At 40.1% G+C, this 26,048-nt stretch carries 29 protein-coding genes; 4 read left to right on the top strand and 25 right to left on the bottom strand.

The genetic code is table 11. The features are described from left to right. Nucleotides 1–43 precede the first annotated feature (43 nt). From ACKVEV_RS01625 to ACKVEV_RS01570, 12 genes are all read right to left on the bottom strand, one after another. On the bottom strand, nucleotides 44–1,324 hold the full coding sequence (locus tag ACKVEV_RS01625) for an RNA polymerase subunit sigma (protein ID WP_409368646.1): 1,281 nt from the start codon (nucleotides 1,322–1,324) through the stop codon (nucleotides 44–46). Then, the gene (gene sigX, locus ACKVEV_RS01620; RefSeq protein WP_402924082.1) at nucleotides 1,321–1,854 is read right to left on the bottom strand and encodes an RNA polymerase sigma factor SigX; all 534 of its coding nucleotides are present in this window, start codon (nucleotides 1,852–1,854) and stop codon (nucleotides 1,321–1,323) included. The genes ACKVEV_RS01625 and sigX overlap by 4 nt, the downstream gene beginning before the upstream one ends. A 217-nt stretch (nucleotides 1,855–2,071) precedes the next feature. Next, nucleotides 2,072–3,847 carry an ATP-binding protein gene (locus ACKVEV_RS01615; RefSeq protein WP_409368645.1) on the bottom strand — a complete coding sequence of 592 codons (1,776 nt, stop codon included), beginning with the start codon at nucleotides 3,845–3,847 and terminating at the stop codon, nucleotides 2,072–2,074. Further along, a complete protein-coding gene (locus tag ACKVEV_RS01610) occupies nucleotides 3,840–4,556 on the bottom strand; it encodes a response regulator transcription factor (RefSeq protein WP_409368644.1) in 717 nt (238 codons plus the stop codon). The genes ACKVEV_RS01615 and ACKVEV_RS01610 overlap by 8 nt, the downstream gene beginning before the upstream one ends. A 115-nt stretch (nucleotides 4,557–4,671) precedes the next feature. Beyond that, complete coding sequence (gene ccsB / locus ACKVEV_RS01605; RefSeq protein WP_409368643.1) at nucleotides 4,672–5,853, bottom strand: c-type cytochrome biogenesis protein CcsB; 1,182 nt, start codon at nucleotides 5,851–5,853, stop codon at nucleotides 4,672–4,674. Further along, complete coding sequence (locus ACKVEV_RS01600; RefSeq protein WP_409368642.1) at nucleotides 5,850–7,520, bottom strand: cytochrome c biogenesis protein ResB; 1,671 nt, start codon at nucleotides 7,518–7,520, stop codon at nucleotides 5,850–5,852. Before ACKVEV_RS01600 ends, ccsB begins: the two co-directional genes overlap by 4 nt. Before the next feature lie 13 nt (nucleotides 7,521–7,533). Then, a complete protein-coding gene (gene resA, locus ACKVEV_RS01595) occupies nucleotides 7,534–8,067 on the bottom strand; it encodes a thiol-disulfide oxidoreductase ResA (protein ID WP_409368641.1) in 534 nt (177 codons plus the stop codon). Between the two features lie 274 nt (nucleotides 8,068–8,341). Further along, nucleotides 8,342–9,073, bottom strand: coding sequence for a pseudouridine synthase (locus tag ACKVEV_RS01590; protein WP_402924093.1), 732 nt, complete (start codon nucleotides 9,071–9,073; stop codon nucleotides 8,342–8,344). A 317-nt stretch (nucleotides 9,074–9,390) separates the two neighbouring features. Further along, on the bottom strand, nucleotides 9,391–9,969 hold the full coding sequence (locus tag ACKVEV_RS01585; protein WP_409368640.1) for a hypothetical protein: 579 nt from the start codon (nucleotides 9,967–9,969) through the stop codon (nucleotides 9,391–9,393). Nucleotides 9,970–10,097: 128 nt separating this feature from the next. Next, nucleotides 10,098–11,168 carry a D-alanyl-D-alanine carboxypeptidase family protein gene (locus ACKVEV_RS01580; RefSeq protein WP_409368639.1) on the bottom strand — a complete coding sequence of 357 codons (1,071 nt, stop codon included), beginning with the start codon at nucleotides 11,166–11,168 and terminating at the stop codon, nucleotides 10,098–10,100. 74 nt (nucleotides 11,169–11,242) lie between these two features. Further along, a complete protein-coding gene (gene scpB, locus ACKVEV_RS01575; protein ID WP_409370478.1) occupies nucleotides 11,243–11,836 on the bottom strand; it encodes an SMC-Scp complex subunit ScpB in 594 nt (197 codons plus the stop codon). After that, a complete protein-coding gene (locus tag ACKVEV_RS01570) occupies nucleotides 11,808–12,587 on the bottom strand; it encodes a segregation/condensation protein A (protein WP_409368638.1) in 780 nt (259 codons plus the stop codon). Before ACKVEV_RS01570 ends, scpB begins: the two co-directional genes overlap by 29 nt. 55 nt (nucleotides 12,588–12,642) lie before the next feature. Here ACKVEV_RS01570 and ACKVEV_RS01565 point away from each other — a divergent pair, with 55 nt between their 5' ends. Continuing rightward, nucleotides 12,643–13,146 carry a DUF309 domain-containing protein gene (locus ACKVEV_RS01565; protein ID WP_409368637.1) on the top strand — a complete coding sequence of 168 codons (504 nt, stop codon included), beginning with the start codon at nucleotides 12,643–12,645 and terminating at the stop codon, nucleotides 13,144–13,146. Here the strand turns inward: ACKVEV_RS01565 and ACKVEV_RS01560 are convergent. The 12 genes from ACKVEV_RS01560 to ACKVEV_RS01505 all read right to left on the bottom strand — a co-directional run bounded on the left by ACKVEV_RS01560 (nucleotide 13,143) and on the right by ACKVEV_RS01505 (nucleotide 24,088). Beyond that, a complete protein-coding gene (locus ACKVEV_RS01560) occupies nucleotides 13,143–13,520 on the bottom strand; it encodes a GNAT family N-acetyltransferase (RefSeq protein WP_409368635.1) in 378 nt (125 codons plus the stop codon). The genes ACKVEV_RS01565 and ACKVEV_RS01560 overlap by 4 nt on opposite strands. A gap of 199 nt (nucleotides 13,521–13,719) precedes the next feature. After that, nucleotides 13,720–15,039 (bottom strand): diaminopimelate decarboxylase, encoded by a 1,320-nt coding sequence (lysA, locus tag ACKVEV_RS01555; RefSeq protein ID WP_409368634.1) that lies wholly within the window; start codon nucleotides 15,037–15,039, stop codon nucleotides 13,720–13,722. A gap of 292 nt (nucleotides 15,040–15,331) precedes the next feature. Next, complete coding sequence (locus ACKVEV_RS01550) at nucleotides 15,332–16,774, bottom strand: spore germination protein (protein ID WP_409368633.1); 1,443 nt, start codon at nucleotides 16,772–16,774, stop codon at nucleotides 15,332–15,334. A 17-nt stretch (nucleotides 16,775–16,791) separates the two neighbouring features. Next, nucleotides 16,792–17,580, bottom strand: a complete 789-nt coding sequence (sigF, locus tag ACKVEV_RS01545; RefSeq protein WP_409368632.1) for an RNA polymerase sporulation sigma factor SigF — start codon at nucleotides 17,578–17,580, stop codon at nucleotides 16,792–16,794. Nucleotides 17,581–17,590: 10 nt separating this feature from the next. Next, the gene (spoIIAB, locus tag ACKVEV_RS01540) at nucleotides 17,591–18,031 is read right to left on the bottom strand and encodes an anti-sigma F factor (protein WP_173478263.1); all 441 of its coding nucleotides are present in this window, start codon (nucleotides 18,029–18,031) and stop codon (nucleotides 17,591–17,593) included. After that, nucleotides 18,024–18,377 carry an anti-sigma F factor antagonist gene (gene spoIIAA, locus ACKVEV_RS01535; protein ID WP_409368631.1) on the bottom strand — a complete coding sequence of 118 codons (354 nt, stop codon included), beginning with the start codon at nucleotides 18,375–18,377 and terminating at the stop codon, nucleotides 18,024–18,026. Before spoIIAA ends, spoIIAB begins: the two co-directional genes overlap by 8 nt. A 350-nt stretch (nucleotides 18,378–18,727) precedes the next feature. After that, nucleotides 18,728–19,978: a thymidine phosphorylase gene (locus tag ACKVEV_RS01530; protein WP_409368630.1), complete on the bottom strand. Its 1,251-nt coding sequence runs from the start codon at nucleotides 19,976–19,978 to the stop codon at nucleotides 18,728–18,730. A 13-nt stretch (nucleotides 19,979–19,991) separates the two neighbouring features. Beyond that, nucleotides 19,992–21,173 (bottom strand): phosphopentomutase, encoded by a 1,182-nt coding sequence (gene deoB / locus ACKVEV_RS01525; protein ID WP_409368629.1) that lies wholly within the window; start codon nucleotides 21,171–21,173, stop codon nucleotides 19,992–19,994. Between the two features lie 131 nt (nucleotides 21,174–21,304). Beyond that, entirely contained in the window at nucleotides 21,305–22,207 is a 903-nt protein-coding gene (xerD, locus tag ACKVEV_RS01520) for a site-specific tyrosine recombinase XerD (RefSeq protein ID WP_409368628.1), read from the bottom strand. A 177-nt stretch (nucleotides 22,208–22,384) separates the two neighbouring features. Further along, a complete protein-coding gene (locus tag ACKVEV_RS01515) occupies nucleotides 22,385–22,849 on the bottom strand; it encodes a Fur family transcriptional regulator (RefSeq protein WP_409368627.1) in 465 nt (154 codons plus the stop codon). Between the two features lie 115 nt (nucleotides 22,850–22,964). After that, complete coding sequence (locus ACKVEV_RS01510) at nucleotides 22,965–23,477, bottom strand: hypothetical protein (protein WP_409368626.1); 513 nt, start codon at nucleotides 23,475–23,477, stop codon at nucleotides 22,965–22,967. 65 nt (nucleotides 23,478–23,542) lie between these two features. Then, entirely contained in the window at nucleotides 23,543–24,088 is a 546-nt protein-coding gene (locus ACKVEV_RS01505; RefSeq protein ID WP_409368625.1) for an NUDIX domain-containing protein, read from the bottom strand. Nucleotides 24,089–24,164: 76 nt separating this feature from the next. On the opposite strand from ACKVEV_RS01505, the gene ACKVEV_RS01500 reads away from it, so the two are divergent. The 3 genes from ACKVEV_RS01500 to ACKVEV_RS01490 are packed head-to-tail and all read left to right on the top strand — an operon-like array spanning nucleotide 24,165 to nucleotide 25,727. Then, nucleotides 24,165–25,064: an aldo/keto reductase gene (locus tag ACKVEV_RS01500; protein ID WP_409368624.1), complete on the top strand. Its 900-nt coding sequence runs from the start codon at nucleotides 24,165–24,167 to the stop codon at nucleotides 25,062–25,064. Then, a complete protein-coding gene (locus ACKVEV_RS01495) occupies nucleotides 25,061–25,528 on the top strand; it encodes a VanZ family protein (protein WP_409368622.1) in 468 nt (155 codons plus the stop codon). Before ACKVEV_RS01500 ends, ACKVEV_RS01495 begins: the two co-directional genes overlap by 4 nt. Nucleotides 25,529–25,547: 19 nt before the next feature. Next, on the top strand, nucleotides 25,548–25,727 hold the full coding sequence (locus ACKVEV_RS01490; protein ID WP_409368621.1) for a hypothetical protein: 180 nt from the start codon (nucleotides 25,548–25,550) through the stop codon (nucleotides 25,725–25,727). Nucleotides 25,728–25,778: 51 nt separating this feature from the next. Here ACKVEV_RS01490 and ACKVEV_RS01485 read toward each other — a convergent pair whose 3' ends face one another. Beyond that, on the bottom strand, nucleotides 25,779–26,045 hold the full coding sequence (locus ACKVEV_RS01485) for a YqkE family protein (RefSeq protein ID WP_409368620.1): 267 nt from the start codon (nucleotides 26,043–26,045) through the stop codon (nucleotides 25,779–25,781). Between the last annotated feature and the right edge of the window lie 3 nt (nucleotides 26,046–26,048).

Here is a 26,048-nt window from a genome sequence, read left to right as displayed (position 1 = left end):
CCATTTAGTCATGTACATTTTAAGTGCGTAAGGATGTATTCCGTTACGGCATGATTTGTTTATTTGCCCCTACTGGGATGGGTAAGAACTGTGTTAAATCAAAGCCTTCCCAATTGTCCTGTACAACGTTATCGAGACGTAGCTTTTTATCAAAGCTTGCTGCTGTCAACATCATTGCCTCAATTAATTGGGTTGCCCGTACAGCATCCATTGTCGATAAATCGAGGGGTGTGTCAAACGTGACGACAACGCCACCCTCTTCTTCTTTTACAGTATAAGTGACATGATCCGGAACGACTGGCACATAAACATCATCTTTTTTATCACGCATTGTCAGTAGTGCTTCTATAACAGTAGGATACGTTTGGTGGAAATCAGGCGATAAATATTCAGTCCCATTTTCCTCTGTATATAAGTAATAGTTATAATGATTAGCATTTGTTAACGGTATTGGCTCGCTCGGCTCACCAGCTTGAGAAAACTCGTAAGCCGAACCATCAGCCTGTTTTATCGCAATAGCTTTATATTCAGAATCTGAAAAAGTATCTTTTAATGAGTTTAAATATTTCGTTACAGACGCTGAAGCTACATCGTATTCACTTTTCTCTGGTAGTACATGAACGAGTGTTTCGCCCTCTTCTGTAAGCTCGCCTTTATATGGATGGTAGTTTGCCAATCCAAGCGCTTCCTCATCAATTTGAGGTGCGTATTTTTTATACATTTGTAAAGTTGTAGGCTTTTTCTTGCCAAAATCGGCTGTTAATTTTTCGTTCGGTATAATATATGTCATTGGTATACTATCGGCATTGCCACCTGATAAGCCAATTTTAAATACGACTGCATTTGCTAAATCCTCTTCATACACCGATGTACGTAGCGACAGCATCCGCGCACGATCATCTGCACCTATATTGGCTTTCATCACGCCATCTGCATTGTCACCTTCACTTACTTCATGATTTTCCTGTATAGAAAAATTTTCAATAGGGGCGTTTGCCTCATCCTTAACGGGCGCATTATTCGTGAACAACAGATACCCCGCTATCGTTAGTACGAAAATAGCAGCAATACTACTAAACATTGGCCATCTACTTTTACGTCGCTTTATTGGCAACACGTCGTCTTGTTGAGCAGGCATGGATGATTCTTGTTCTTTGTCATCCGCTTGTGGTTGCATCGCTTCTTGAAGATGAATATTATCTTGCAACCGGGCATCAGCAAGCAAGCGTTTCAGCACTTCCTCTTTTGAACGGTGGTCAGTCAGCTTCGGGGCATTGTTCAACATTTGTTCAAGTTGGTCATCATCAAATTGTTTATGTGTCATTGCCTTTTCGCCTCCTGTTCCATTGCTTGTTGTAGATGTTGCCTTAAAAACTTAATGGCTCGATGTTGCGTCGTTTTAACCTTTGCCTCTGTCCAATCAAGTATTTGCGCCGTTTCTGTAATCGATAAATCTTGGAAATAGCGCATAATAATCACCATTTTTTGATCCCCTGTACATTTTTCAAGTGCAGACTCTATCTGCTTTAATTCATCACTGGCCTCTAGCACATCTTCCGGTGATGGTGTGGTTGAATGTAGTTGTTCCGTTTCCCAATCAAAAAAATCGAGCGAATGCTTTTTCCGCACAGCTTGCTTACGAAAATGATCAATTGCGACATTTTTAGCAATAGCAAACAGCCATGTTTTTTCACTGCTATTTCCTGCGAATTGCTCATAAGAGCGCAGTACACGGACATACACCTCATGTGCAAGGTCCTCAGCTAGTGTACGATTTTTTACAAGATAAATAAGAAACTGGAACACGTCTTGATGGTATGCATCGTATAATCGATGGAACACGGAGTCATTCAAAGCACTCCACCCCCGTTCTCATAGTATTTGTCGTTTATCGCTCGCACAAGTTACATCCAATATCTAGTTGGATGATATTTTACAATATGCCAATACATTACTAGAGCCGACATACAGCCGGCTCTTCGCAATAGGCATTCATCTTTAGTAAACCTTAGAAGAACATACAACGTCACCATCACTAAGATTTAGGTTAGGACTAGTTAGCAAAACAAATTTAGTCAAAGGGTAAATAGAAAGTAAAAGTAGTACCTTCTTTTAATACACTGTCGACCATAATATTTCCCGAATGCGCCTTGACAATATTGCGAGCAATCGCAAGCCCTAAGCCGGTTCCTCCTTTAGAACGTGTACGCGCTTTATCTGCCTTATAAAAACGTTCAAAGACGTAAGGTAAATCTTCCTGTGGAATACCGTGGCCTGTGTCCTGCACCGAAATTTTGGCAAATGTCGGTTCTTGCTCGACTTTGACTGTTACCGAACCTTCATCCGTATGACGCAGTGCATTATCGACTAAATTCGTTAACACTTGTTCTATACGATCCTCATCCATACTTATTAGTGCATCATCATCAAATGCACTAGTAAATAGCAACTGAACATGCTTTTCTTTTGCTACTTGCGCAAATTTTTGCGTAATGCGCTCAAATGTTGCATTAATCGGTACTTCATCTTTGTAGAGCGTCATATGACCAGATTCCATGCGCGCTAAATCCAATAGATCCGTTACTAATCGACCCATACGCTTGGATTCATCATAAATAATTTTAGTAATTTCATTCCGCTCTTCCTGATCTTGAATAAAATCATCATCCATGAGCGCTTCTGAATAGCCTTGAAGCATTGAAATAGGGGTACGTAACTCATGTGACACATTGGCAATAAAGTCCGAGCGCAGCTTTTCTAGACGATGTTGCTCTGTCATATCACGGATAACCGCAACGGCTCCTCGTATCAATTCCCCACTATAGAGCGGGCTAATCGTAAATGTATAATAATTTCCATCCATTTCAATTTCTTCTTCCAGCTTATCTTCAAACATCAGCACATGATCGAGCATATGGTACAGTTCTGGTGGGATAGGCTTGGCACTTTGCGAGCCTTTATTAACAAACCATTTTTGCATTAAGCGCTCCGCTGGTGGGTTGCTAAGTAAAATCGTACGATCGCGATTAAATGTAATTACAGCATCCGTCATAGAAGTTAATATATTGGACAATTGCTCATTTTCTTGATTAATTACTTCTAAGTTATGCTTAAGTTGACGTCCCATTTGATTGAAAGCAACTGCAAGTTGACCGATTTCATCATTTTGCGTTGTCGGCATTTTTGCCTCGAAATTACCTTTTGCAATTTCAAAGGCTAGCTCGCGCATTTTACGTAATGGCGACGTAATACGGGATGATAAGAAAAATGCGAAAAATGTCGTTAACACAAAAGCAATAAATGCCGCTAAAAAGACAATTTTCGTCGTCTCTTTCGATGTTTTATGTAAAGCATCAGGGCTTTGATAAATAAAGACGGCACCGTGCACTTCATTTTCCACATTTAAAGGGAAACCTAGCACGACATATGATTCCATTTTTGCTTCATCGGTTGACGATGGCATCAGCATTTCTTTAATAACAGGTTTATCGGATTTAAAAATTTCATGGAATGATTTATTCGCTAAAATTGCTTCTTGAATTTCTTCTTTATTGACGCCTTCCTGCATCGCAAAGGATACTTCCAAATGATTAATGGCAATAAGTGCATTCGTACCTTCAGGTAAAATTTCGGTTAGCAGTTGCGAAGTCGATTCCGCTGTCTCATTGTCGTCCACTATACTCGCTATTGTTGCAGCGGTTTGACGCAAAGAAATCTCCGCTTGTTGCATATGATAGTTTTGAAGAAATTCCAGCATTAAAACCGTGAAAACAAATAATACAAATGAAACGAGAAGCAATATGGTTACCCATAGCTTCCCGACAACACTGTTCCATATTCTATTCATTGACAACCTCAAATTTGTAGCCAACGCCCCAAACAGTAACAATCATTTTAGCAGCGTTTTCTGATACACGATTGAGCTTTTCACGTAATCGCTTAACATGTGTATCGACAGTACGTAGATCGCCAAAGAAATCGTAATGCCAAACCTCTTTTAGTAATTGTTCACGGTCAAATACTTTGTCTGGAGATTTTGCAAGGAAATACAATAATTCATACTCTTTCGGCGTTAAATTTACTTCGATGCCTTCCGCCGTTACTCGGTGTGCATCATGATCAATCATCAAGTGTTGGAACACCACTAAATCTTTTGATGACGATGCATTAGTCGCAGGTGAAAATGCTTGTGAGCGACGTAAAATCGCTTTTACGCGAAGCACCACCTCGCGAGGACTAAAAGGCTTTACAATATAATCATCTGCCCCTAGCTCGAAGCCTTGTACACGGTTGGCTTCCTCACCTTTAGCAGTTAATAAAATAATTGGCGTTGCAGCACGTTCACGTATTTCTGCACAAACTTCTAGCCCATCTTTTTCAGGCATCATAATATCTAGTAAAATACAGTGATACTCTTTTTCTAAAGATTTCTCGATCGCTTCTTCACCATTCTCTGCTTCGTCGACTTGGTATCCTTCGCGCTCTAAATACATTTTTAATAAGCGGCGGATACGATCCTCATCGTCTACTACTAATACTGAAATATTTTCTGACACTTTCACGATCCCTCTCTTCCGATCTTTCTCTACCCTCTATTGTACATGGTACACTACGTCTTGAAAAGAAAAGAAAGCCCTTTCGCTGCAGCGAAAAGGCTTTTGTTTCCCATTGTTACGCGTAGGAGTGTAAACCTGCAAGAATTAAGTTAACAGCAATGAGGTTAAATAGAATAATACCAAAGCCAATTAATGCTAACCAAGCTGATTTTTCACCTTCCCAACCTTTCGATAGACGTAGATGTAGGAATGCTGCATAGAATAACCATGTAATAAGAGCCCATACTTCTTTCGGGTCCCATCCCCAGAAACGACTCCACGCAAGTTGAGCCCAAATCATCGCAAAAATAAGTGCACCTAACGTGAATACTGGGAAACCAATAATAACTGATCGATAACCAACTTCATCTAGTAATTGCAAATTGACACGTTTCACAAGCGGTTGGAATATTGCGCTTATTCGACGACGTGCAATAAGGCGAATTAACAAGTATAGTACCGATCCTACTAATAATGACCACACGACTGTTGTTAATTTTTTGGCATTGATAAGTGCTGGCATCTCTACTAGTGGAGACATACCATGTTCCTCTACAGCCTCATAGTCATGCATACCAAATAGCGGTGGCAAATTGTACGTAATCTGACGAGCTACACCTTCTTTATCGGTATACGTGTATTTCGATTCGTAATCCATCGCATTAAATGTAGAGGATACAATAACGAAACCAAGCACAACAACTAAACAATACATCACGGCTTCAAGCCAGAATCGTTGCTTTGAAGGCTTTGTTAAATCAACAACTTTTAATAAGTAAATTAAACCTGCAACAGCGCTAATGGCTAAAATCGATTGGCCGATGGCAGCTGTAATAACGTGTATTGTTAACCAATAACTTTGTAATGACGGTACTAACGGACTTACTTCAGTTGGGAACATCGACGCGTATGCAATAATTAATAGCGCTACGGGTAACGCCACTAAGCCAAGTGCTGTCAGACGGTAAATAAAGTATATTAAAATGAATGCGCCTACAATAAACATCCCAAAAGCCGTCGTAAATTCAAACATATTACTAACAGGTGCGTGACCTGTATGAATCCAACGTGTAATAAAATAGCCAAGTTGTGATAAGAAGCCAATCATCGTAACAACAATCGCTAACTTACCCCATTTATCGGTATTTTTGCCCGTAGCATTAGCTTGTTTAATGGAGCCTCCGAAAAGTAAAGTAGCTACTAGATAAGCTAAGAATGCAACAAATAATAAGTTACCACTTAAGTTAATCAAACTCATAAGGTGTTGTCACCTTCCTTTTTATTATTGCCACGGTTTGTGGACGCTTCGGCCTCTTCTGATGTATCTAACTGATCTTTATAGGGTGGTAGACCAGCAAATGCAGTCACGGCATCTAAATCTTTTTTCATGCTAAACATGTTTTTATTTACATGGGCAGCCATTAGAACACGACCATCTGGCTCTACTTGTAACCACAGTCGACGGTGATTCCAATAGGAACCAATCGCAACGCCAATCATGAAAATAATACCACCAACAAATAAAATCGGAATGGTGCGGTCTTTACGAATGGTAAAGCCAGACATATTGCGTGTTTCCACACTTTCAAATTTCATTTTGTATTGGTTCTCACCTAATGGTTCTAGCGTTTGCTTAATCGCAACGAAGCTTGTTTCACCTTCTGGCGTGTCTGGTGTCGTCATTTTAAATAGAAATGCTGGATTATTAGGAACGGACGTCGCTGTTTGCGGTACACCATTTTCAAAACCAGAGAAGTCTGGCGTATAGACAAGTAGTTTAACAGATGTACCATTGCCTAAATCATATTCTTTTTTAGGGTTAGTTAAATCGATTGCTACTTTACCAAGTGATTGCTCAGTTGTTTTATTTACTAGTTCAAAATTCATTTGCTTTAATTCATTTAGGCGGTAATCCATTTGATAAAGCGCGTAGCCGTTTTCTTTTAAAGGATGGTTTACGCGAACAGAATAATCTTTCACCTTTTCTAGATTATCTGTATCACCAGCTATGGCATCTTCAGGCTGTTTGTAGAGCGTAACGTCCGTTTGGAAATTTTTTGCGACAACGTTGACGCCTTGTTTTAGCTGTTCGCCCTGCGGTGTATTATCATGCGTTTCTAAAGTAAACTTATGATTTTCAATAAAATAACCTTCCATGCCAGTAATTGCACGTGTTTCACCTTCGCGCACCCATATCGATTCATCGACATAGAAACCAGGAACTAAACGCAACATTACCCCTGCTAAAAAGATAATGAGGCCTACATGATTTATGTACGGACCGTAACGAGAGAAACGCCCTTTTTCTGCTAGCAAAGCACTTCCGTCTCGACGAACAATATATTTCATTTCAGTCATTTTCTTTTCAACCTTATTAAGCGTCTCTTCAGGACTTGCTGTTTGTCCTTCTGCAACAATTCGTTGACGCTTCATAAAGCTTTCATGGCGCTTCACACGTTGATTTTTCAATGATTTATAAAGTGGTATACCACGGTCAAGACTGGCAACAATAATCGATACCGCAAGCATTCCAACTAATATTTGGAACCACCAAGAGCTATATAAATCTGAAAGACCTAATGTGTAATAGATTTTCCCTACAACACCGTAAACATCTTCATAATACGCTCCCTTTTCTATATCAGAAGCTTTTACGTAAAACTCTTGCGGAAGTAACGTTCCGATTGAAGCTGCTATTAAAGTGATAATAATTAAGGCTATCCCAACTTTAACACTAGAGAAAAAATTCCAAATTTTATCGACAATTGATTTATTGTACGTTTTTGAACGAATCGCTGTACCATCATAGCGCATGTCGACAACTTTATTATGTTTTTCTTCTTCGGTTAAAGGACGACCACATTTCTCACAGAGCTTCGTGCCAAACGGATTACTATGTCCACAAGCACAAATAATATTCTCCATCGTCAATTACCCCTCATTTTGGCTTTATTAATTCCATGTAGGAAGCGATGGTCGCCTCCGTCATTTCTCCAGTAGTAATTTTCACTACTTTACCATCAGGATCAATTAAAACAGTTGCAGGTAAATTTCCAACATTATAAGCAGTCATCACACTTTTTGTTTTGTCAATGACGACAGGAAATGTCAGACCATACTTATCAACAAAATTTTGTACTTCAAAATCTGTTTGCGCAATGTTGACAGCTAACGTCTGCACACCTAAATCTTTAAAAACTTGGTATTGGCTGTTCATTGCCGGCATTTCTTTCTCACATGGCTTACACCATGTTCCCCAGAAATTTAAAAATACCCCCTGCCCTCGGTAATCAGACAGTTTGTGTTTCTCACCATCTAAATCTACTAACGTGAAGTTCGGTGCTTCAGAGCCAACTGCAACTAACTCTACCTTATCCTTTGTCGCTGTCCCGTAAACGGTGTACCCGATGGCAAGCGCCAAAATGACTAAAATAACGGTACGGGTTACAAGACGTTTCTTCTTTTTCTCCAAGTTAATAAACCCCCCTACTTAAATATGCCTCGAGGTCATTTTGTCGATATTTCGTATTTATACGAGAAATATCTGTAAGATTTCCTCGAGACTTACTTATTACTTTCTTGCTGGATAAAATTAAAACAGGTGGACTATTCTAACCTATTATAGCAAAATGATACAAATTCGCTTAGTTATTAATTATGAATGATTTATGAACGTTTCCACACGAGGAAAGTGAAAAACTCACTATACGTATAGCGGTATCTATTTTCCATCGTCATTGACTTGTTTAGTCTAGTTGCCCCGTTTCAGCTAACACACGCAATTGCTTGACTTCATGTTTCGACAATTCTCGGTATTCACCTGGTGTCAGGCCATATAAATCTAAAAACGCAAAACGTTCACGTTTTAGTTTTACGACCGGTGTTCCAATTGCCTCAAACATACGACGTACTTGACGATTTCGCCCTTCGTGAATCGTTATTTCACAAATCGCCTTGCCCGCTTGTTCATCAAAAGATGTCATACTCACTTTTGCAGGTGCTGTTTTACCATCTTCCAATTGGATACCTCGTTGAAGCTTTTTTAAGCCTTCAATTGTTGGTACGCCTTTTACGCGTGCAATGTATGTTTTGTCAATTTTAAATTTCGGATGCGTCAACATATACGAAAACTCTCCATCATTTGTCAGTAATAATAATCCAGATGTATCATAATCTAGACGACCAACTGGGAAAATACGTTGCGGAATATGCTTAAATAAATCTGTGACAGTTTTGCGTCCTTTATCATCCGTGACAGCAGAAATTGTTCCACGTGGTTTATATAGTAAGTAGTAAACCTTATCTTCTTTCTCAAGTTTTACACCTTCTACTTCAATTGTATCCGAGTTGGACACTTTCGTGCCTAGCTCGCGTACAACAACACCGTTTACCTTTACTTTACCTTCTACAATCAATTGCTCCGCTTTACGTCTTGAAGCGACACCAGCATAAGCAATAACTTTCTGTAATCTTTCCATTCTTTCACCTCTAGTTAAAAATGTAACCTATTGAAGGTTATTTTTCCCGTCAATCTGTGAAAATTATGTCATACTTTTGTGTAATATAAAAGAGAAACTAATTTTGCATTCGTAATACGATTATTCTAAATAGTGTATCAGTTGCTAGTTTCGCAATTATTTAGGATTTAATTCCATCGTATTCAATGCTTTTTACTATTTATTTCTAATATAGACCAATCTACAAAAAGCAAATCGTCATTGCTAAAAAAAGTGCCAGGCACCCGAATGATTTTGAATATTCAGAATCGTTCGGGTGCCTGGCACTCAGTATGCACTCAGTATACATTTTCGATTGCTAATCCTTTTTTGCTCAATTCAAGATTAATAAATGGCTTTGCCTTTGTTAATTTTGCTGATAACGATTGTTCGATAGTCGTTCCGTCAGTCAGTGTAAAAATAAGCTTATCTGGTTTCGTCACACCATCTTTTTGCACATTCGTTTGTTCAACTTTCACAATATCGTCCCAGCTCGTCACATCCTCCTGCAAACTAAAAAATGGATTTATATGTAGTCCTTTTTCATCAATAATTTGATAATGATTAATACATAAAACGAAAGACGCCAGAACGAGCAACCATGATGTTCCGACAATTGTTCGTTGAATAGTTCTTCCTTTTTTCGTTTTTGGTGCAATCAATAAATTGATTAATAGAATCATTGCCAATCCAAGTAACGCAAACATCAAAATAAAATAGGCTTTAAAAACGGTATCAAAAAGGTAAAATTCACTCGGTCGATAAAGAAGTTCTTGAACCGGAAATAGCACGATAAACGGCGCGATAAAACTAGATATAAATAAAACGATAACAATGGCAACTTGTGTTTGTTTACGGTTTGTTTCCGTAGTAGCCATACTTGTTCACCTCCTAAAAAACTTGCCCATATATCAACCTACACAATTTTACACTATTTACTATAAATATCCAATTTATTTTTTACTATACAACACAACGCTGCATAAAAAAAATCAGCGCATCGCATTTAACGATCCGCTGATTCTACTTTAACAGGTGTCGCATAGATGCGCTCTTCCCCGATAAAAATGGACAATACTGCTTCCTTTCTTTTTCGAGATATTTGCAGTACTTGCCTTACTGTCTTTTTTTCCTCTTTCGTTAATTGCAATTGAATAGGTTGCTCTAAACGGATAGCCAATTTATCGTTGACATTATATTTCCCCTTTTTCACAACGGTCTCCATATCGTAATTTTGCCATACCGCATTCGCTAAGCCTCGGTGAATATTCCAATCATCCGATTCGTTTAACGTCACGACAATACATGTTTGCCCGTCCTTTTGAAAAGCAGTTGCCAGCGTGCGTCCAGCCACTTTCGTAAAACCCGTTTTACCAGCAAAAGCAGTACCTGTTGCCGATTTTAACGAACTAACAGGTTGTTCCGTCTCATCATCTACATCCACTGCGACCCCTGAGCCTTCTCGTAGTAGTCGGTGTTTGTTTTCCCAAAGCATACCGTTTACTGTATTAGCACGGTACAGAACGGTCGATGCAATTTTCTCAAAGGTTTTGTTTTGCAACGCGATTCTTAACATTTCAGCAGTATCCCTAGCAGATGATAAATGTTCGTCATGATGCAAACCTGAAGGGTTCATAAAAACTGTATTGGTAAGTCCTGCAATAACGGCTCGTTCATTCATTAGCTTTACAAAGCCTTCCACCGAACCGCCAGCATGCTCGGCTAACGCTGTGGCAGCATCATTTCCTGAGCGCAACATCAAGCCATACAATAATGTTTCAACTGTGACCGTTTCACCGGCTTGCAAGTAGATGGACGAGCCTTCAGCCATTGCAGCCTTTGGTGAAATCACCACTTCATCTTGAAGATCACTATTTTCAATAGCGACAAGAGCTGTCCAAATTTTTGTTAAGCTTGCAATGGGTAGCCTCTCATCACTATTCACACCGGATAATACGCGCCCTGTGTCGCCATCAAGCACAGCATATCCGCTGCCACCTCTCGCCAAAGTATTTTGCGGAAAAACTAACATTCCCACTACTAGCATAAACACCATTAATCGTAGTAACCGTAGCAACAAGCCACTCCTTAATATAAGTGATAGATAAGTAGTTCTATAAAAATGGTAAAGCGACTAGCACTTTACTGCCATTACTTCACACCGTTAAACGTTTCTTGGAATTTAGTCATAAATAAATCTGTTTCTTGCTCTGCTTCACCATTTTCCTCTTCCGGTAATGGAGGCATTTCTTCAATACTATTTAATCCGAAGTAGTTTAAGAACTCCTTCGTTGTGCCATATAAAATCGCACGGCCTGTTCCCTCTGAACGGCCAACTTCCTTCACGAGCCCTCTGGAAGCGAGCGTTTGCAGTGGTCGCTCACATTTCACACCTCGTAAATCTTCAATCGCTACCCGTGTTATGGGCTGTTTATACGCTACAATGGCCAACACTTCTAAGGAAGCCTGAGACAATGATTGGGCAGTTGGATTTTCGACTAATTTTTGAATCGTGTCTGCAAGTTCCGGCTTCGTAATTAGCTGATAAACCCCCGCCATTTCTTTTATCGTAATACCACGATTGTCCTCTTCCTCTAATGCTGTACGTAAAGCATCCATCGCTTGGGCAGCTACTTCTTCTGTATCACCAAGTAATTGTGCTAATTGCTTAATCGTTAAGCCATCATCTCCTACAACAAATAATAAAGCTTCAATTCTACTCTGTAGGTTCATTGTTTTCGTCATCATCCCATTCCTCCTTCTGTAATGTGACCGTTAGTTCTTCAAAATTACCGTCTTGCTCTACACTGACAATCTGACGTTTCATAAGTTCCAATAATGATAGAAACGTTAAAATAAGTGTTGGTTTATCTTCATAGGGAAAAAGCTCGAAAAATGACGCACGTCCACCTGTGGAACGTAAAGAACGCACAACAGAACGCATCTGCTCTTTAACGGAGCGCTCTTGCCTTGCGACAGTTGTTTTCAATGGCTTCTTTAATTTTTTTCTGCGCATCAGCTTTTGGAAGGCACCAAGCATATCATAAATATTGACGTTCATATCGAACAACGCCATTTGTTCATCTGACGCTAAGTCCGATAAATCTGAAGGCGGTCTTGTAAACACCTGTGCTCGATCTGTTTCAAGCTCTTGTAGGTTGTTTGCTGCTTCTTTATATTTTTTATACTCTATTAAACGTTGTACCAGTTCCTCACGAGGGTCAGGTCCATCGATTTCTATTTCCGCATCCTCTAGCTCGCCTTCATGTATCGGTAATAACATACGGCTTTTAATGGCCAACAGTGTAGCCGCCATCACTAAATACTCACTAGCCTCATTTAATTCTAGTACCTGCATCGCATGGATATGATCAATATATTGTTGCGTAATTTCAGCCATTGGAATATCATAGATATCAATTTCCAATCTGTGAATTAAATGCAATAATAAATCCAGAGGTCCTGAAAAGGCTTCTAACTTTACTTCATAAGACATTATTTTACCACCCTGATATTCAATGTTCTTTTAGTATAGTGGAAAGGAGTTCAAAATGCATCCACAGCACCATACTTTATTTATTGATTACTGTGCCTATTTCAATGGCAATGGGGATTTTTTTGAATGCCATGAAGTGCTCGAAGAATATTGGAAGGACATCGCGCCTGGCAATAAAAATCATCCTCTTGTTGGTTATGTTCAACTAGCGACAGGATTATATCATTGGCGTCGCGGCAACGCAACCGGTGCTTTTAAAATCTTACAGAAAGCACACAATAATTTTCAAATGAATCAAGGCCATGCATTTTTTCACGAAATAGACTACACAAAGCTGCTAACGCATTTAAGTGAAACACTCGACAATATTCAAATGGGCAAGTCCTTTCAAGCTTTTCCATTACCACTAATGCCTGCTTTGCAAGATTTAGTTAAGGCGCGCATACAACTGCTACCAGAAAGTAGCGCTGACTATCTTCTTCATAAACATATGCTACGTGATCGCTCACATATTCTTGCTGAACGGCAAGAAAGCAAACAAAGAAAAAGCAGACGTTAAATTTCGTCTGCTTTTTCATCATCACATTGTATACACTTTTGAACAAACTCACGTGTTTCATCTGTTGCACGTACTTGTTCATATTGACCAAGTTCTGCTACTTCTTGTAGCATTTCCTTGGCCACACCTTCTCCTCGATAAGAAGGAATGACCGAAACGTGTTGAATTGTTGCTGTGTGATTGTGCTCGTCTGTTACAAGCCCGACGATGCCAACATACTCATCGTCCTTTTTCCATAAATATAAAACCCAATGATCATCATTTTCATAAGATTGGATTGTCTCTGTGAGCTTTTTTATGTCTTTTTCGTTAGGCATAAACGAGAGTAGCCCCATCGCTATTTTCTCGAAAGCTTTTTTATATCGAATTAACATATTTGTCTATTCCCTCTTTTTCTAGCTGTACATAATCTTTGACTATCCTACACGATTTGTACTATTACCGCAAGCCAATTTCTGTCTTACGAACCAGGGCCAAGAATACCTTTCGACGCTAACACCCAATAGACAACGCCCCACAACAAAATAAAAGTCGTCATGGACGCTAATAATACCCATTTATTTTTTCTCAAATTTATTCACCCTTTTTTAACGTTAACGGGAGATCATTTTGTACGATATCTTCATAGCTTTCACGTTTAATGGCTAATTGATGTTGTCCATTTTCAACAAATACTACTGCTGGACGTGGAACGCGGTTGTAGTTACTCGCCATCGAGTAGCCATAAGCCCCTGTACAGAAAATCGCTAGTACATCACCTGATGCTGCTTGTTGTAATTTTGCATCGATAATCAATTTATCGCCCGATTCACAAAGTTTCCCAGCTACCGTGTACGTCTCATCCTTCGGTGCATTCGCTTTACTAGCAATGACCGCTTCGTATTTTGCATCGTATAGTGCAGGACGAATATTATCACTCATACCGCCATCTACTGCAATATAGTTACGCACATCTGGTACTGTTTTTTGAGAACCGATTGTATAAAGTGATGTCCCGGCATCGCCAACAAGTGAACGACCTGGTTCAATCCAAATTTCGGGCATCGTTAAGCCAAGTACTGTTGCTTTGTTTTTCACAACTGTAATCATATCTTCTACATATACTTGTGGCTCAAGCGGTGCATCTTCTTCTGTATAGCGAATTCCGAAGCCCCCACCTAAGTTTAACACAGTACATGTAAAATCGTGCGTCTTGTTCCAATCAGCAATTTTATCAATTAGTTTTTCACCCGCTAAACCAAAGCCTGCTGTATCAAAAATTTGAGAACCAATATGGCAGTGTAAGCCTAAAAGCTGTAAGTATTCATGTTGGAACGTTTGTTTAAACGCTTCATCTGCTTGGCCGTTATTAAGGTCAAAGCCAAATTTAGAATCCGCCTGCCCTGTCGTAATGAAATCATGCGTATGTGCCTCAACCCCAGGAGTGACACGCAATAAAATACGCATGTTTTGCTGACGGCGCTCTGAAATTTCTTTTAAAAGTTGAATTTCATAGAAGTTATCTACTACAATACATCCAATTTTAGAGTCAAAAGCGAGCTCTAATTCGGCAATGCTTTTATTATTGCCATGGAAGTGAATGCGCTCTGCTGGGAATCCAGCTTTTAAAGCTGTATATAGCTCCCCCCCAGAGACGACATCCAATGATAGATTTTCTTCTGCAGCTAATTGATACACCGCTACACATGCAAACGCTTTTGATGCATAAGCTACTTCTGCTTTTACGCCTAGTTTTTTAAATGTATCGATAAAGCCGCGTGCACGCTTACGAATAAGCGCTGTATCGTACACAAAAAGAGGTGTGCCGTATTCTTTTGCAAGCGCTAGTGTATCTACTTGTCCTATTGTTAAATGCCCATCTTCTGAAATTGCTTGTGTCCCATATAAATGCATCTGCATCTCTCCCTTTTTCACGTCTCCATTTGTGATTATTGTACCTCGTGATGTCTATCCAAGTCATGCTTAGCATACAAAATAGCTTGCATGTCCATCGAGGCTTATTTTTATTGAGCTCGTTTGCAATGGTGGCACAACATAACCTTCTAACACCAATCATATCAAGCATTATCCAAGGTTTCATTTCCCACCATTTTACAAATTATTCGCTAATAATAATAATTTTTTCAAAAATCACAAAATACTATAGGAGAACTTTATCACATGAAAAAAGTGAGTGCAACGGCTCCTATGATCTTTTTCGCTGTTTGGAAGCGACTACATAAGGTCGTAGTGCATCCGACGTCATCGGGAAGCGAACGATAACACGCAGCATCGCAGTTGGGAAAAACGGAACGAGCGGCCATAAATAAGGCGCTTGTAACGGACGTAATGAACATAGATACGTAAATAATAAAAACAAACCGATAAATAATCCATCCGCCCCCCATATACCTGTCATGAGAAGCAAGACAATTCTAAAGAGTTTAATGGATATACTGAGCTCGTAAGATGGAATAATAAACGTAAAAATGGCTCCTACTGCTGTATATAACACAACCTCTGATGAGAATACACCAACGTCGATGGCGATTTGCCCAATGATAACCCCTGCTACTAACCCCATTGCAGTCGACAATGGCGTCGGGGTATGAATGGCGGCCATCCTTAAAAATTCAATCCCAATGTCAGCAATTAAAATTTGCAGTAATATGGGGATATGAGATTTTTCCTGCGTTCCTAAAAAGGACAGAGAATCCGGTAATAAAGATTCATTCGTTACAAACAAGTACCACAAAGGTAATAATAATAAACCCATGATTGTCCCGAAATAACGCATAAAACGAACAAAGGTCCCAACTGCAGGTGCTTGCCTGTATTCTTCAGCATGTTGTAGTAAGTGAAAAATGGTCACCGGTACTAAAATTACAGATGGCGACGTATCCACCATGATGGCTACATGCCCTTCTAATAAATGAGCCGCAACAATATCAGGTCTTTCTGTATAGCGTACAAAGGGTATTGGGTGAAACTTTTGCTTAAAAAGCCATTCCTCTAAAGATTTATCGGCCATCGTCAAACCATCATGATTAATTTGACCAAGACGTTGTCGCAATTTCTCGAGCATTTCCTCATTTGCAATATCCTTCATAAACGCAAGTGCGACATCGGTTTGACCGACCTTGGATATTTTATGTAGCTCGAAACGTAAATTACTATTGCGAATACGTCGACGCACTAAAGCTGTATTTTGTGAAATCCCTTCCGTAAAGCCATCTCTTGAACCACGAATAACCTTTTCATTATCAGGTTCCTCAGGTGAGCGCCCTGGATAATTACGCAGCTCTGCAACATAACAATACCCACTTTTCGTGATAAATGTTACTTGTCCACTTAATATAGCGAGTAAATAGGCTTTGCGCTCCGTCTCCTCAGAACGACCATGAAAATTGAAAATAGTTTCAAAATATTCTTTTTCATCATCAATATCGATGTCTTCTTCCGGTAACATACTAGATAGTAATTGCGTTAGGGCTTCCCCATCTACAAGTCCGCTAATGTATGCACAAAGAACCGGCAAATCTTTGACAAATAAATGTTTGATTCCTACGTCAAATGATTCGCCGTCTCCAAATTGTTCTTTAAGAAAATCTTCGGCTTCTTCTAAGCTGTTAAATAGTTTATTTGTCATGCTGTGTCACCATTTTCTTAGATGTCTTTTTCTACTCCATGTTCAACTGTGGCACTCGTGGCCATCCAACTTTTCAACTGCGCTAAAATCTTTTTCTCTAAACGAGATACTTGCACTTGTGAAATACCAAGCCTGTTGGCAATTTCAGTTTGTGTACAGTCTGAGAAATAGCGTAAATAAATAATGGATTGCTCTCTAGGATCCAATCTTGTGAGCACTTCTTTTAACGGAATATATTCAAATGGTTGCTCAGATTTTTCATCCTTCATTTGATCCATTAATGTAATGGAATCCCCTTCACTTTCATACAATTGCTCATGTAAGGAAGCAGGATCCCTTAATGCATCAGAAGCTGTCACGATTTCCTCTGTCGTGACACCAAGCACCTCTGCTAATTCTTGAATGGTCGGTGGATGCTCATTGTTCTTGATAAATTCATCGGTTGCATGGCGTATTTTAAAGTTCAGCTCACGAATAGAGCGGCTGACTTTGACCATGCCATCATCCCTTAAAAAGCGCTGTATTTCACCGATAATCATCGGCACCGCATATGTGGAAAATTTCACATCGTACGCTAAATCAAACTTATCAACAGATTTCATGAGCCCTATACAGCCAATTTGAAATAAATCTTCGAGCTCCACGCCCCTTGTTGTAAAGCGTTGGACGATGGACCATACAAGCCTCGTATTCCCTTCAATCATTCGTTTACGAGCTTCATGGTCGCCCTGTTGTGAACGCGCAATTAAATCACGCATTTCCTCCTGTGACAAAAGCTTATCGGACGACTGTTCTATCGGCTTCACGATAGCAACCTCACATTACCGCTGTGCGAACCGAGTAAAATTTTTTCGTAAACGTGACCGTTGTACCTTGTTGCCATTGCGACATGACCGTTAACTGGTCAGAAAAGCTATCCATAATAGTAAAGCCCATGCCAGAACGTTCCATAGCACTTTTCGTCGTAAATAACGGTTCCATTGCTTGACTTACATCTGCAATGCCTACCCCTTTATCCATTACAGATACGGTTACAATATCATCCTCACGCTTTGCATGAACCGTAACGACGCCTTTTCCATCCTCTTCGTAACCGTGAATAATGGCATTGGAAACAGCCTCAGAGACAACCGTTTTAAATTCTGATAGCTCATCAATTGTTGGGTCTAATTGTGCGATAAAACCTGTAATAGCCACACGTGCTAATGCTTCATTTTCGCTGATTGCTAAAAAAGTTAATGTCATTTCGTTATCCATTTACAATCCCCCTAACTCGATCAATCGCTTCTTCCTCTGTTGCATCCATCATCCACTGAGCTAAGCCTGAAAATTGAAATACTTTTCGCATTGTCGGCGATGGATTCAATAATATTGTTCGTCCAGCGACTGCTTCTAACTCACGCATGCGACCAAGCACAAGACCTACCCCCGAACTATCCATAAACGATAGTCGCTCAAAATTCCAAATGATGGTCGTTACAGCGCCTTGAAAAATTGCTGCAGAAATTTTAGCCCGAATTTGCTCTACTGCATGATGATCGAGCTCCCCAAATAAACGTATAACCACTGTCTCTTTCGTTACCATCTCTAATTGAAAATGCATGAACATCGCCTCCTCCTCGTGCAATTCCACATTCCTTTTACCAAATCCTTGCGTCTGACAGAACTAGTGCAAAGTCTCTTGAAATAGTGTCAAATCGACATACTTATTGCATTTAGGTTAAGTGCAGTATGGGATAAATAAAAAGGTTTTAAACGTGGTCTACATTTTTTGTCAGCGTCACAGCGAAGCGTGCTTTTATATATCATTTTTCGGGAAGATAGCAACCGAACAGCAAAAGAAAAAGTGCTAGCTTGACCGCAGTCAAACTAACACTTTTTAGCTATGCCATTGATGTCCGTGCAACTAGTGCAACTACTTCGCGAACATCAACTAGCGTATTCTTCTATTTATTAAGCAATCGTATATGCTTGCTGTACTTTAGCGACTGTTTCCTCACTAATTGCACTGTTTGAGTAAAGATAAGCAATCGTTTCTCCAGCTGTTACACGGTCACCTTTTTTTGCGACAAGCTGAATGCCAGCGTCATAATCTAGTGCTGATTCCTTCGTTAAGCGGCCAGCCCCAAGACTTACACTTGCTTCACCAATCATCAACGCGTTAATAGTCTCTACAACGCCCTCTGACGCTGCTGTTACAGCGATTTTATGCGCCGTATCATTTTGCACAATATCCGCTAAATCGCCGCCCTGTGCAACGATAAACTCCTCAAACTTCGCAGCTGCAGAGCCATCTTCTAACACTTTTTTCACGGCCGCTACCGCTGTTGTTTCATCTACACCAGCTGCAATTTGATACATCAAGGAAGAAATAATAATGCACTCTTCTAGTAAGTCAGTATGAGTCTCTTCCATACGACCTTTTAATAAGGCATATGCTTCAACGACCTCAAGCTTATTACCAATCATTTTACCTAGAGGATTATCCATATCACTAATATGTGCGACAACTTTACGTCCTAATTTTTCGCCAATTGCTGTCATTGCCTCAGCTAGTTTTTTCGCTTCTTCTTCCGTCTTCATAAAGGCACCAGAGCCGCATTTGACATCTAATACAATGCCATCTGCACCACTTGCAATTTTTTTACTCATAATCGACGCAGCGATTAACGGTATCGAATCGACAGTGCCTGTTACATCGCGCAATGCATAAAGTTTTTTATCTGCCGGCACGAGATTGCCCGTTTGTCCAGCAACGGCAATTTTATGTTGATTCACATTGTCGATAAATTCTTGAGACGTTAACTCTGTTTTCAAGCCTCGAATTGACTCTAATTTGTCAATTGTTCCACCTGTAATACCAAGACCTTTACCACTAAACTTCGCCACTGGAATGCCTAGAGCAGCAATGATTGGTGTGACGATTAACGTTACTTTGTCGCCGACACCACCTGTTGAATGTTTATCAATTTTAAATCCTTCAATCGAAGTTAAATCAATGACATCACCTGACTCAATCATTGCTTTCGTTAAATAAAATGTTTCTTCATCTGACATACCAATTAAGCGAATCGCCATTAACAAAGAGCTTGCCTGATAATCCGGAATAGCACCAGTTGTATAACCTTCAACAAAGTATTGGATATCTGCTTGTGAAAGCTCTTTACCTTGTTTTTTCTTTTCAAATAGTTGCACCATATTCATCGTAAAATCCCCCTTATTTTAATTCATTTAAGAAACTTTTACCGAATGGTGGTGCTTCTACATTGAAGTTTTCAGCGACAGTTGCGGCAATATCTGCAAAAGTTTCACGTAGAGCAAGCTCGCTACCACCTTTAAAACGTGGTGAATAGATAATGAGTGGTACATATTCACGTGTATGATCTGTGCCAGGGAATGTCGGATCATTGCCGTGGTCAGCTGTAATCATCATTAAATCGTCTTCTGTCATTGCCTCTAAAATTTCAGGCAGGCGTGCATCAAATTCTTGTAATGCCTGGCCATAGCCTAGCGGATCACGACGATGACCAAAATTGGCATCAAAATCTACTAAATTTAAGAAGCTCATGCCGTGGAAATCGCGACGGGCAACTTTTGCAAATTGATCCATACCATCCATATTATTTTTTGTACGAACGGCATCTGTAACACCTTCGCCATTGAAAATATCAGAAATTTTACCGATAGCGATTACATCTAAACCGGCATCTTTCAATGCATTCATCGTTGTGCGTCCGAATGGTTTTAACGCATAGTCATGACGATTCGGCGTACGTGTAAAGTTTCCTGGCGTACCGATAAATGGACGTGCAATTACGCGGCCTACTAAGTATTCAGGCTGTAATGTCAGCTCACGTGCAATCTCACAAATTTTATAAAGTTCGTCCAGTGGAATAATTTCTTCATGTGCTGCAATTTGTAGGACTGGGTCAGCAGATGTGTAAACAATAATTGCCCCTGTGTCCATATGTTCTTGCCCAAAATCATCAATGACTTGTGTACCGCTTGCAGGCTTATTACACAGAACTTTTCGACCTGTACGTTGTTCAAGCTCAGCAATCAATTCAGCAGGAAATCCTTCAGGATACACTTTAAATGGTTTATCAATGTTTAGACCCATTATTTCCCAGTGACCTGTCATTGTATCTTTCCCTACAGATGCTTCTTGCATTTTACCGTAGTATGCTTTTGGTGCATCTACTGCTTGTAGTCCTTGAAGTGGCTCAATATTAGCTAAGCCAAACGACTCCATATTGGGCATTGTAAGCCCATTCATTTTTTCAGCGATGTGACCTAATGTATGTGCGCCTACATCTCCAAATTTAGCTGCGTCTGGTGCTTCACCAATACCAACTGAATCCATTACGACGACATGGATTTTTTTAAATGGTTTATTCATAATTGTTGCCTCCTAATCTCACGACTCCATTTTACCAAAAACAAGTGAAAGGATAAAGGTCAGACATCCGACTAAGGTAAATATTTATTGTTTTATACTAAAAAAGACTTTATCCATCCCTTATTTCTCTATTAAGCGCGTGGATGGTACTGCTTATACACTTCAGACAGTCTCGTCTTACTTATATGCGTATAAATTTGAGTTGTGGAAATATCTGCATGACCTAGCATCTCCTGTACTGCGCGTAAATCCGCCCCATTTTCCACTAAATGGGTAGCAAATGAATGCCGTAGCGTATGGGGTGTTAACTCATGCTGGATGCCTGCCTTTAATGCGTGCTCCTTCATTAATTTCCAACAACCTTGCCTTGTTAAACGTTTTCCACGTTGATTTATAAAAAAAGCATCTGTTTTGGGGTACTTCCCTTGTAATGTGCCTCGTGCGCCATCTAAATAATCACGCAATGCAGCAAGCGAACTTTTCCCTAGTGGAATAATGCGCTCCTTACCTCCCTTACCAAAAACACGCACAAAGCCCATTGTGAGATGAATATCAGCTAAATCAAGCGCAATGAGCTCACTAATACGCATTCCCGAACCATATAGCAGCTCTAGCATCGCTACATCACGAATGCCTTGTGGCTTACTGCGATTCGGCGCCGCCAGTAACGCTTCTATTTCTTCAATGGAAAGGATATTCGGAAGTTTTTGCTCGATTGTCGGCATTTCTAAATGAACTGTTGGATCTGTTTCAGTTCGCTTTTCTCGAAGTAAAAATTGGTGGAAACTACGAATGGATGAAATATGACGCGCAACCGTTCTGCTCGTCTTTCCTTGCATGCGAAGTTGCTCAAGATGGCGCAAGATCGTTTGCCGCTCCACATGACGGAAATCAGACATTCCTTCCGCTTCTTGCAAAAAGTGCACATAATTCTCTAAGTCTCGGCGATAGGATGCTAATGTATTATCGGATAGTTGCCGCTCTACCTGGATAAAATGGATATAATCCTCTATTGCATATTGAAATTCATTCATCACAACGCCCCCTCACTGTCAATTATTCTCTATTTTAGCACGCTTATAAAAAAAGTGCGAAAGGGCTCACTTTCGCCAAAAATAGATTTACTAGAATAATAGAAGTCCTTAAAACACAAAAAAACAAGAAACTGCCTAATGCAATCTAAACGTAAGATTTCATCAGACAGTTCCTTGTTATTGTTCTTCGTTCGTGTCGTCGTTTTTATCATGACAACGCCAGCAAATACCGTGGAAAGTAAGTCGGTGATCTTTGATAATAAAGTTCCAACGCTTCTCAACTACGGCTTCCACATCCTCAAGTAAATCTTCTTGAATTTCATCTACAGCACCGCACTCGATACAAACTAGATGATGGTGGAAATGTGCGGCTCCTTCTTGGCGTAAATCATAGCGTGATACGCCATCACCAAAGTTAATTTTGTCGACGATTTTAAGCTCTGTTAGTAATTCTAATGTTCTATAAACAGTAGCCAGACCAATCTCCGGTGCCTTTTCTTTTACTAAAAGATAGACATCCTCTGCACTTAAATGGTCCTCTTCGTGCTCTAGCAAAACAGCAACTGTTGCTTCTCGCTGCGGCGTCAGCTTATAACTAGCACTATGCAACTGTTTTTTAATACGATCAATACGGCTTTCCATGTGACGCCCCCCTAAACTCATTTCATTATACCAAAGGAGTAAATCCTATTACAAGATAGTGAATAGATTTCCTATAAGCTTTTAACTTTTGCCTCATTTGCACGTATTTCATACTTTATTTCAGTACATACGTTATAACGATAAACTCAGCAACTATTATGATGAAAAAAGCGATAAAATTCAACAAAATTGTCCGTCCATTCGTCTTTTTCCCGATTTTTCGCTTCGACCAGGCGGGAACTAGCAAATTGCATAATACTAGCAACAATATACAATAGATAAGCTGAAATGGAAACCACCAAATCGTATATAGCCAAAACGCTTCAAGTTTTTGTAGTAAAAAAACCGAGCTAAATCCAAAGAAAGTTGCGCGCATTGCGACTGTCACACGTACTAAAACTTTTAAGACACTATGCGTCGCAAGTAACAGTACAATACCGACTGAAGCGGCGACAGGTAGCACTAAACGAAAAATGGATTGCCTGTCCACATCTGCTAAACGAGGTTCTATAAATAAAATAAAAGGCTCGGCATTCGCCCCTCCAATAATATGAAAGCAGATGACGCCACAAACGAAGCTCACTGCAACAATGGATGCGTGATAAAATAGAGAAACCGTACGAGACATAAGCATGCTCCTTTTCTATCAAGGTTTGTACAGCTTATGCTCGTCCGCTTCTATTATGCTAAACTTTATTTTTCTTGTTGCAATGCCAACCAAAGTACTGCAAACGCTGTCTTCGCATCATAGATACGCCCATCAGCGACCATCGCTTGTGCCTCTTCCAACGAAACTTCTAGTAATTCGACAAATTCATCTTCATCCAGTGCAGCTCTATTTTCAATTTCATATAAATCCTTTGCGACAAATAGATGAATCACTTCATCTGCAAAGCCTGGTGAAGTGGCAAAGGCTTGTAAATAGTTCAATTGATGCGCACCATAGCCTGTCTCTTCTTCTAATTCTCGACGTGCAGTAGTGATTGGCTCTTCGCCTGTTTCAAGTTTACCAGCAGGAATTTCTACAATGGAACGCTCAAGCGCTTTACGAAATTGCTCCACCATCACGAGCTTGCCTTCGTTGGTAATGGCAATGATTGCAACTGCTCCCGGGTGTTTAATGATTTCACGCTTCGCCGACTTACCATTCGGTAATGTGACATCATCGACTTGTAACTTGACGATTTTCCCGTCGTAAATAGATGTTGTGTGTGTTGTTTTTTCTTCAAACTTTTTCATTGCCCATAACCTCGCTTGTTCTTCAGATATGTTCATTGTACCATTACAAGTAGAGAAATCGAAGGAGGGCATTCGTATGAAAAAAAGACAACTTGGCTCAAGTAATTTATTGATCTCAGAGATTAGTTTAGGAGGTATGTCTCTTTCGACCGATAAAAATACAGCAGCGTCCATTATCGATATGGCGCTAGATGCTGGCATTAACTACATTGATACAGCCGATTTATATGATTTCGGTGCCAATGAACAATTAATTGGTGAAATTTTAGGCAAACGTCGACAAAATATTATCATCGCAACGAAAGTAGGCAACCGGTGGACAGAAGGTGTGGATGGCTGGCATTGGGATGCTTCCCCTACTTATATTAAGGAAGCGGTGCATCAAAGCCTGAAAAGACTCGGCACAGATTATATCGATGTCTATCAGCTCCATGGCGGCACGCTAGACGATGACTGGGACGGCATTATCGACACATTTGAAAACTTAAAAAAAGACGGTGTCATTCGACAATACGGCATTTCTTCGATTCGACCTAATGTGCTGAAACGTTTTTTACCTGCTAGTTCGGCACAAAGTGTCATGATGCAGTATAGTGCGTTAGATCGTCGCCCAGAAGAATGGTTAGATTTTATTGCACATGAAGGGGCTTCGGTAGTGACGCGCGGCACCGTTGCAAAAGGTTTATTAACAACGAGTTGGCAAGAGCGTTTACAACGGGTTAATGGCTATCAAACATATTCAAAAGAGGAATTAACGAAGACATTAACCGACTTAGCACAATATTATGGAGATTTACTTCCGCTAGGGCTTGCCTTTAATTTGAAGGAAAGTGCCATTGCTTCAACCGTGATTGGTGCTAGTTCACAGGAACAACTTGCCCAAACACTCACAGCCTATGAAAAAATGGATACCATTGCGAATTTTGATGTAGCGAATGCGCTCACGAAAGCGGAGCAATACACAGACCACCGATGAAAAAATGGTTGATTGTTCTATTTCTTTTAGTAATTCTCGCCATTTCCTCTAGTATGACCTACGAACAACAGTCGATACTTCCTGAGCTAGAGGAATTACTGGCCAATAAGCCCTTTGAAGCACAATTGTCAGTATTAAAAATTCCTTATTGGGATACCATTGTGTCTGTTGAAGAACGAGGCTATTTTGAATTTGTAGAATTTCTCATTCGAAAATGTACGCATTTTGCAGGATTTGGTTGTATTGCACTTGGCGTTTACTTTGCATGGGGAAAACGTCGATTTGCCGCAGGTGTTGCCATTGTCGTGACCGCAGTCATTGCGATGCTCGATGAATTTCGCCAAAGCTTTACGCCTGGACGAACAATGAACGGGCAAGATGTCTTAGTAGACACAGCTGGTGCCATTGTTTTTATTAGCATCGTCCTAGCCGTAAAAAAAATACGCACGCTTAGAAGTAAATAGTTGCTAGGTTGTGGCGATTTTGCCAGGGTTGATGGCGATTCGAATCGGTTTGATGGCGATTTCAAGCATTTTTGTGGCGTTTTTGCATGTTTTGGTGGCGATTCTGCATGTTTTGCTGGCGTTTTCCCCCAGGCTTACCCGCGATTCCGGGCATCCTATCAGCGATTCTCACAGGCTTACCCGCGATTCCATGCATTAACTAAAAAAAAGGGAATCTCTTAAAGAGATTCCCTTTTTTTACGAACGCAGACTAAAATTTCGAGCCTTTGTCACCATATTCATTTAACAATTCTTCAAACGATTTGTTTTTCTCACGTTGCTTGCGCTCAAAAGCTAGCTGTGCTTGACGCTCTTCTTCTGCTGCCTGCTCTTTTGCCGATAAATCTTGTTTCGCAGCTTTTAACTTTGCTAATACATCGCCACCAAGCTGGTCTGCTAATGTTACTGCTTCTTGCTTTGGTAGACTTGCTGTGAAATGATCATCGCTACGCTGTTGTTGTTTTCGTTTTTTTCCCATACT

Source organism: Lysinibacillus sp. 38-6 (genome assembly GCF_046245175.1).
GTDB lineage: Bacteria > Bacillota > Bacilli > Bacillales_A > Planococcaceae > Lysinibacillus.
Note: the sequence above shows the minus strand (reverse complement) of the source record. Positions and strands in the feature narration are given on the sequence as shown.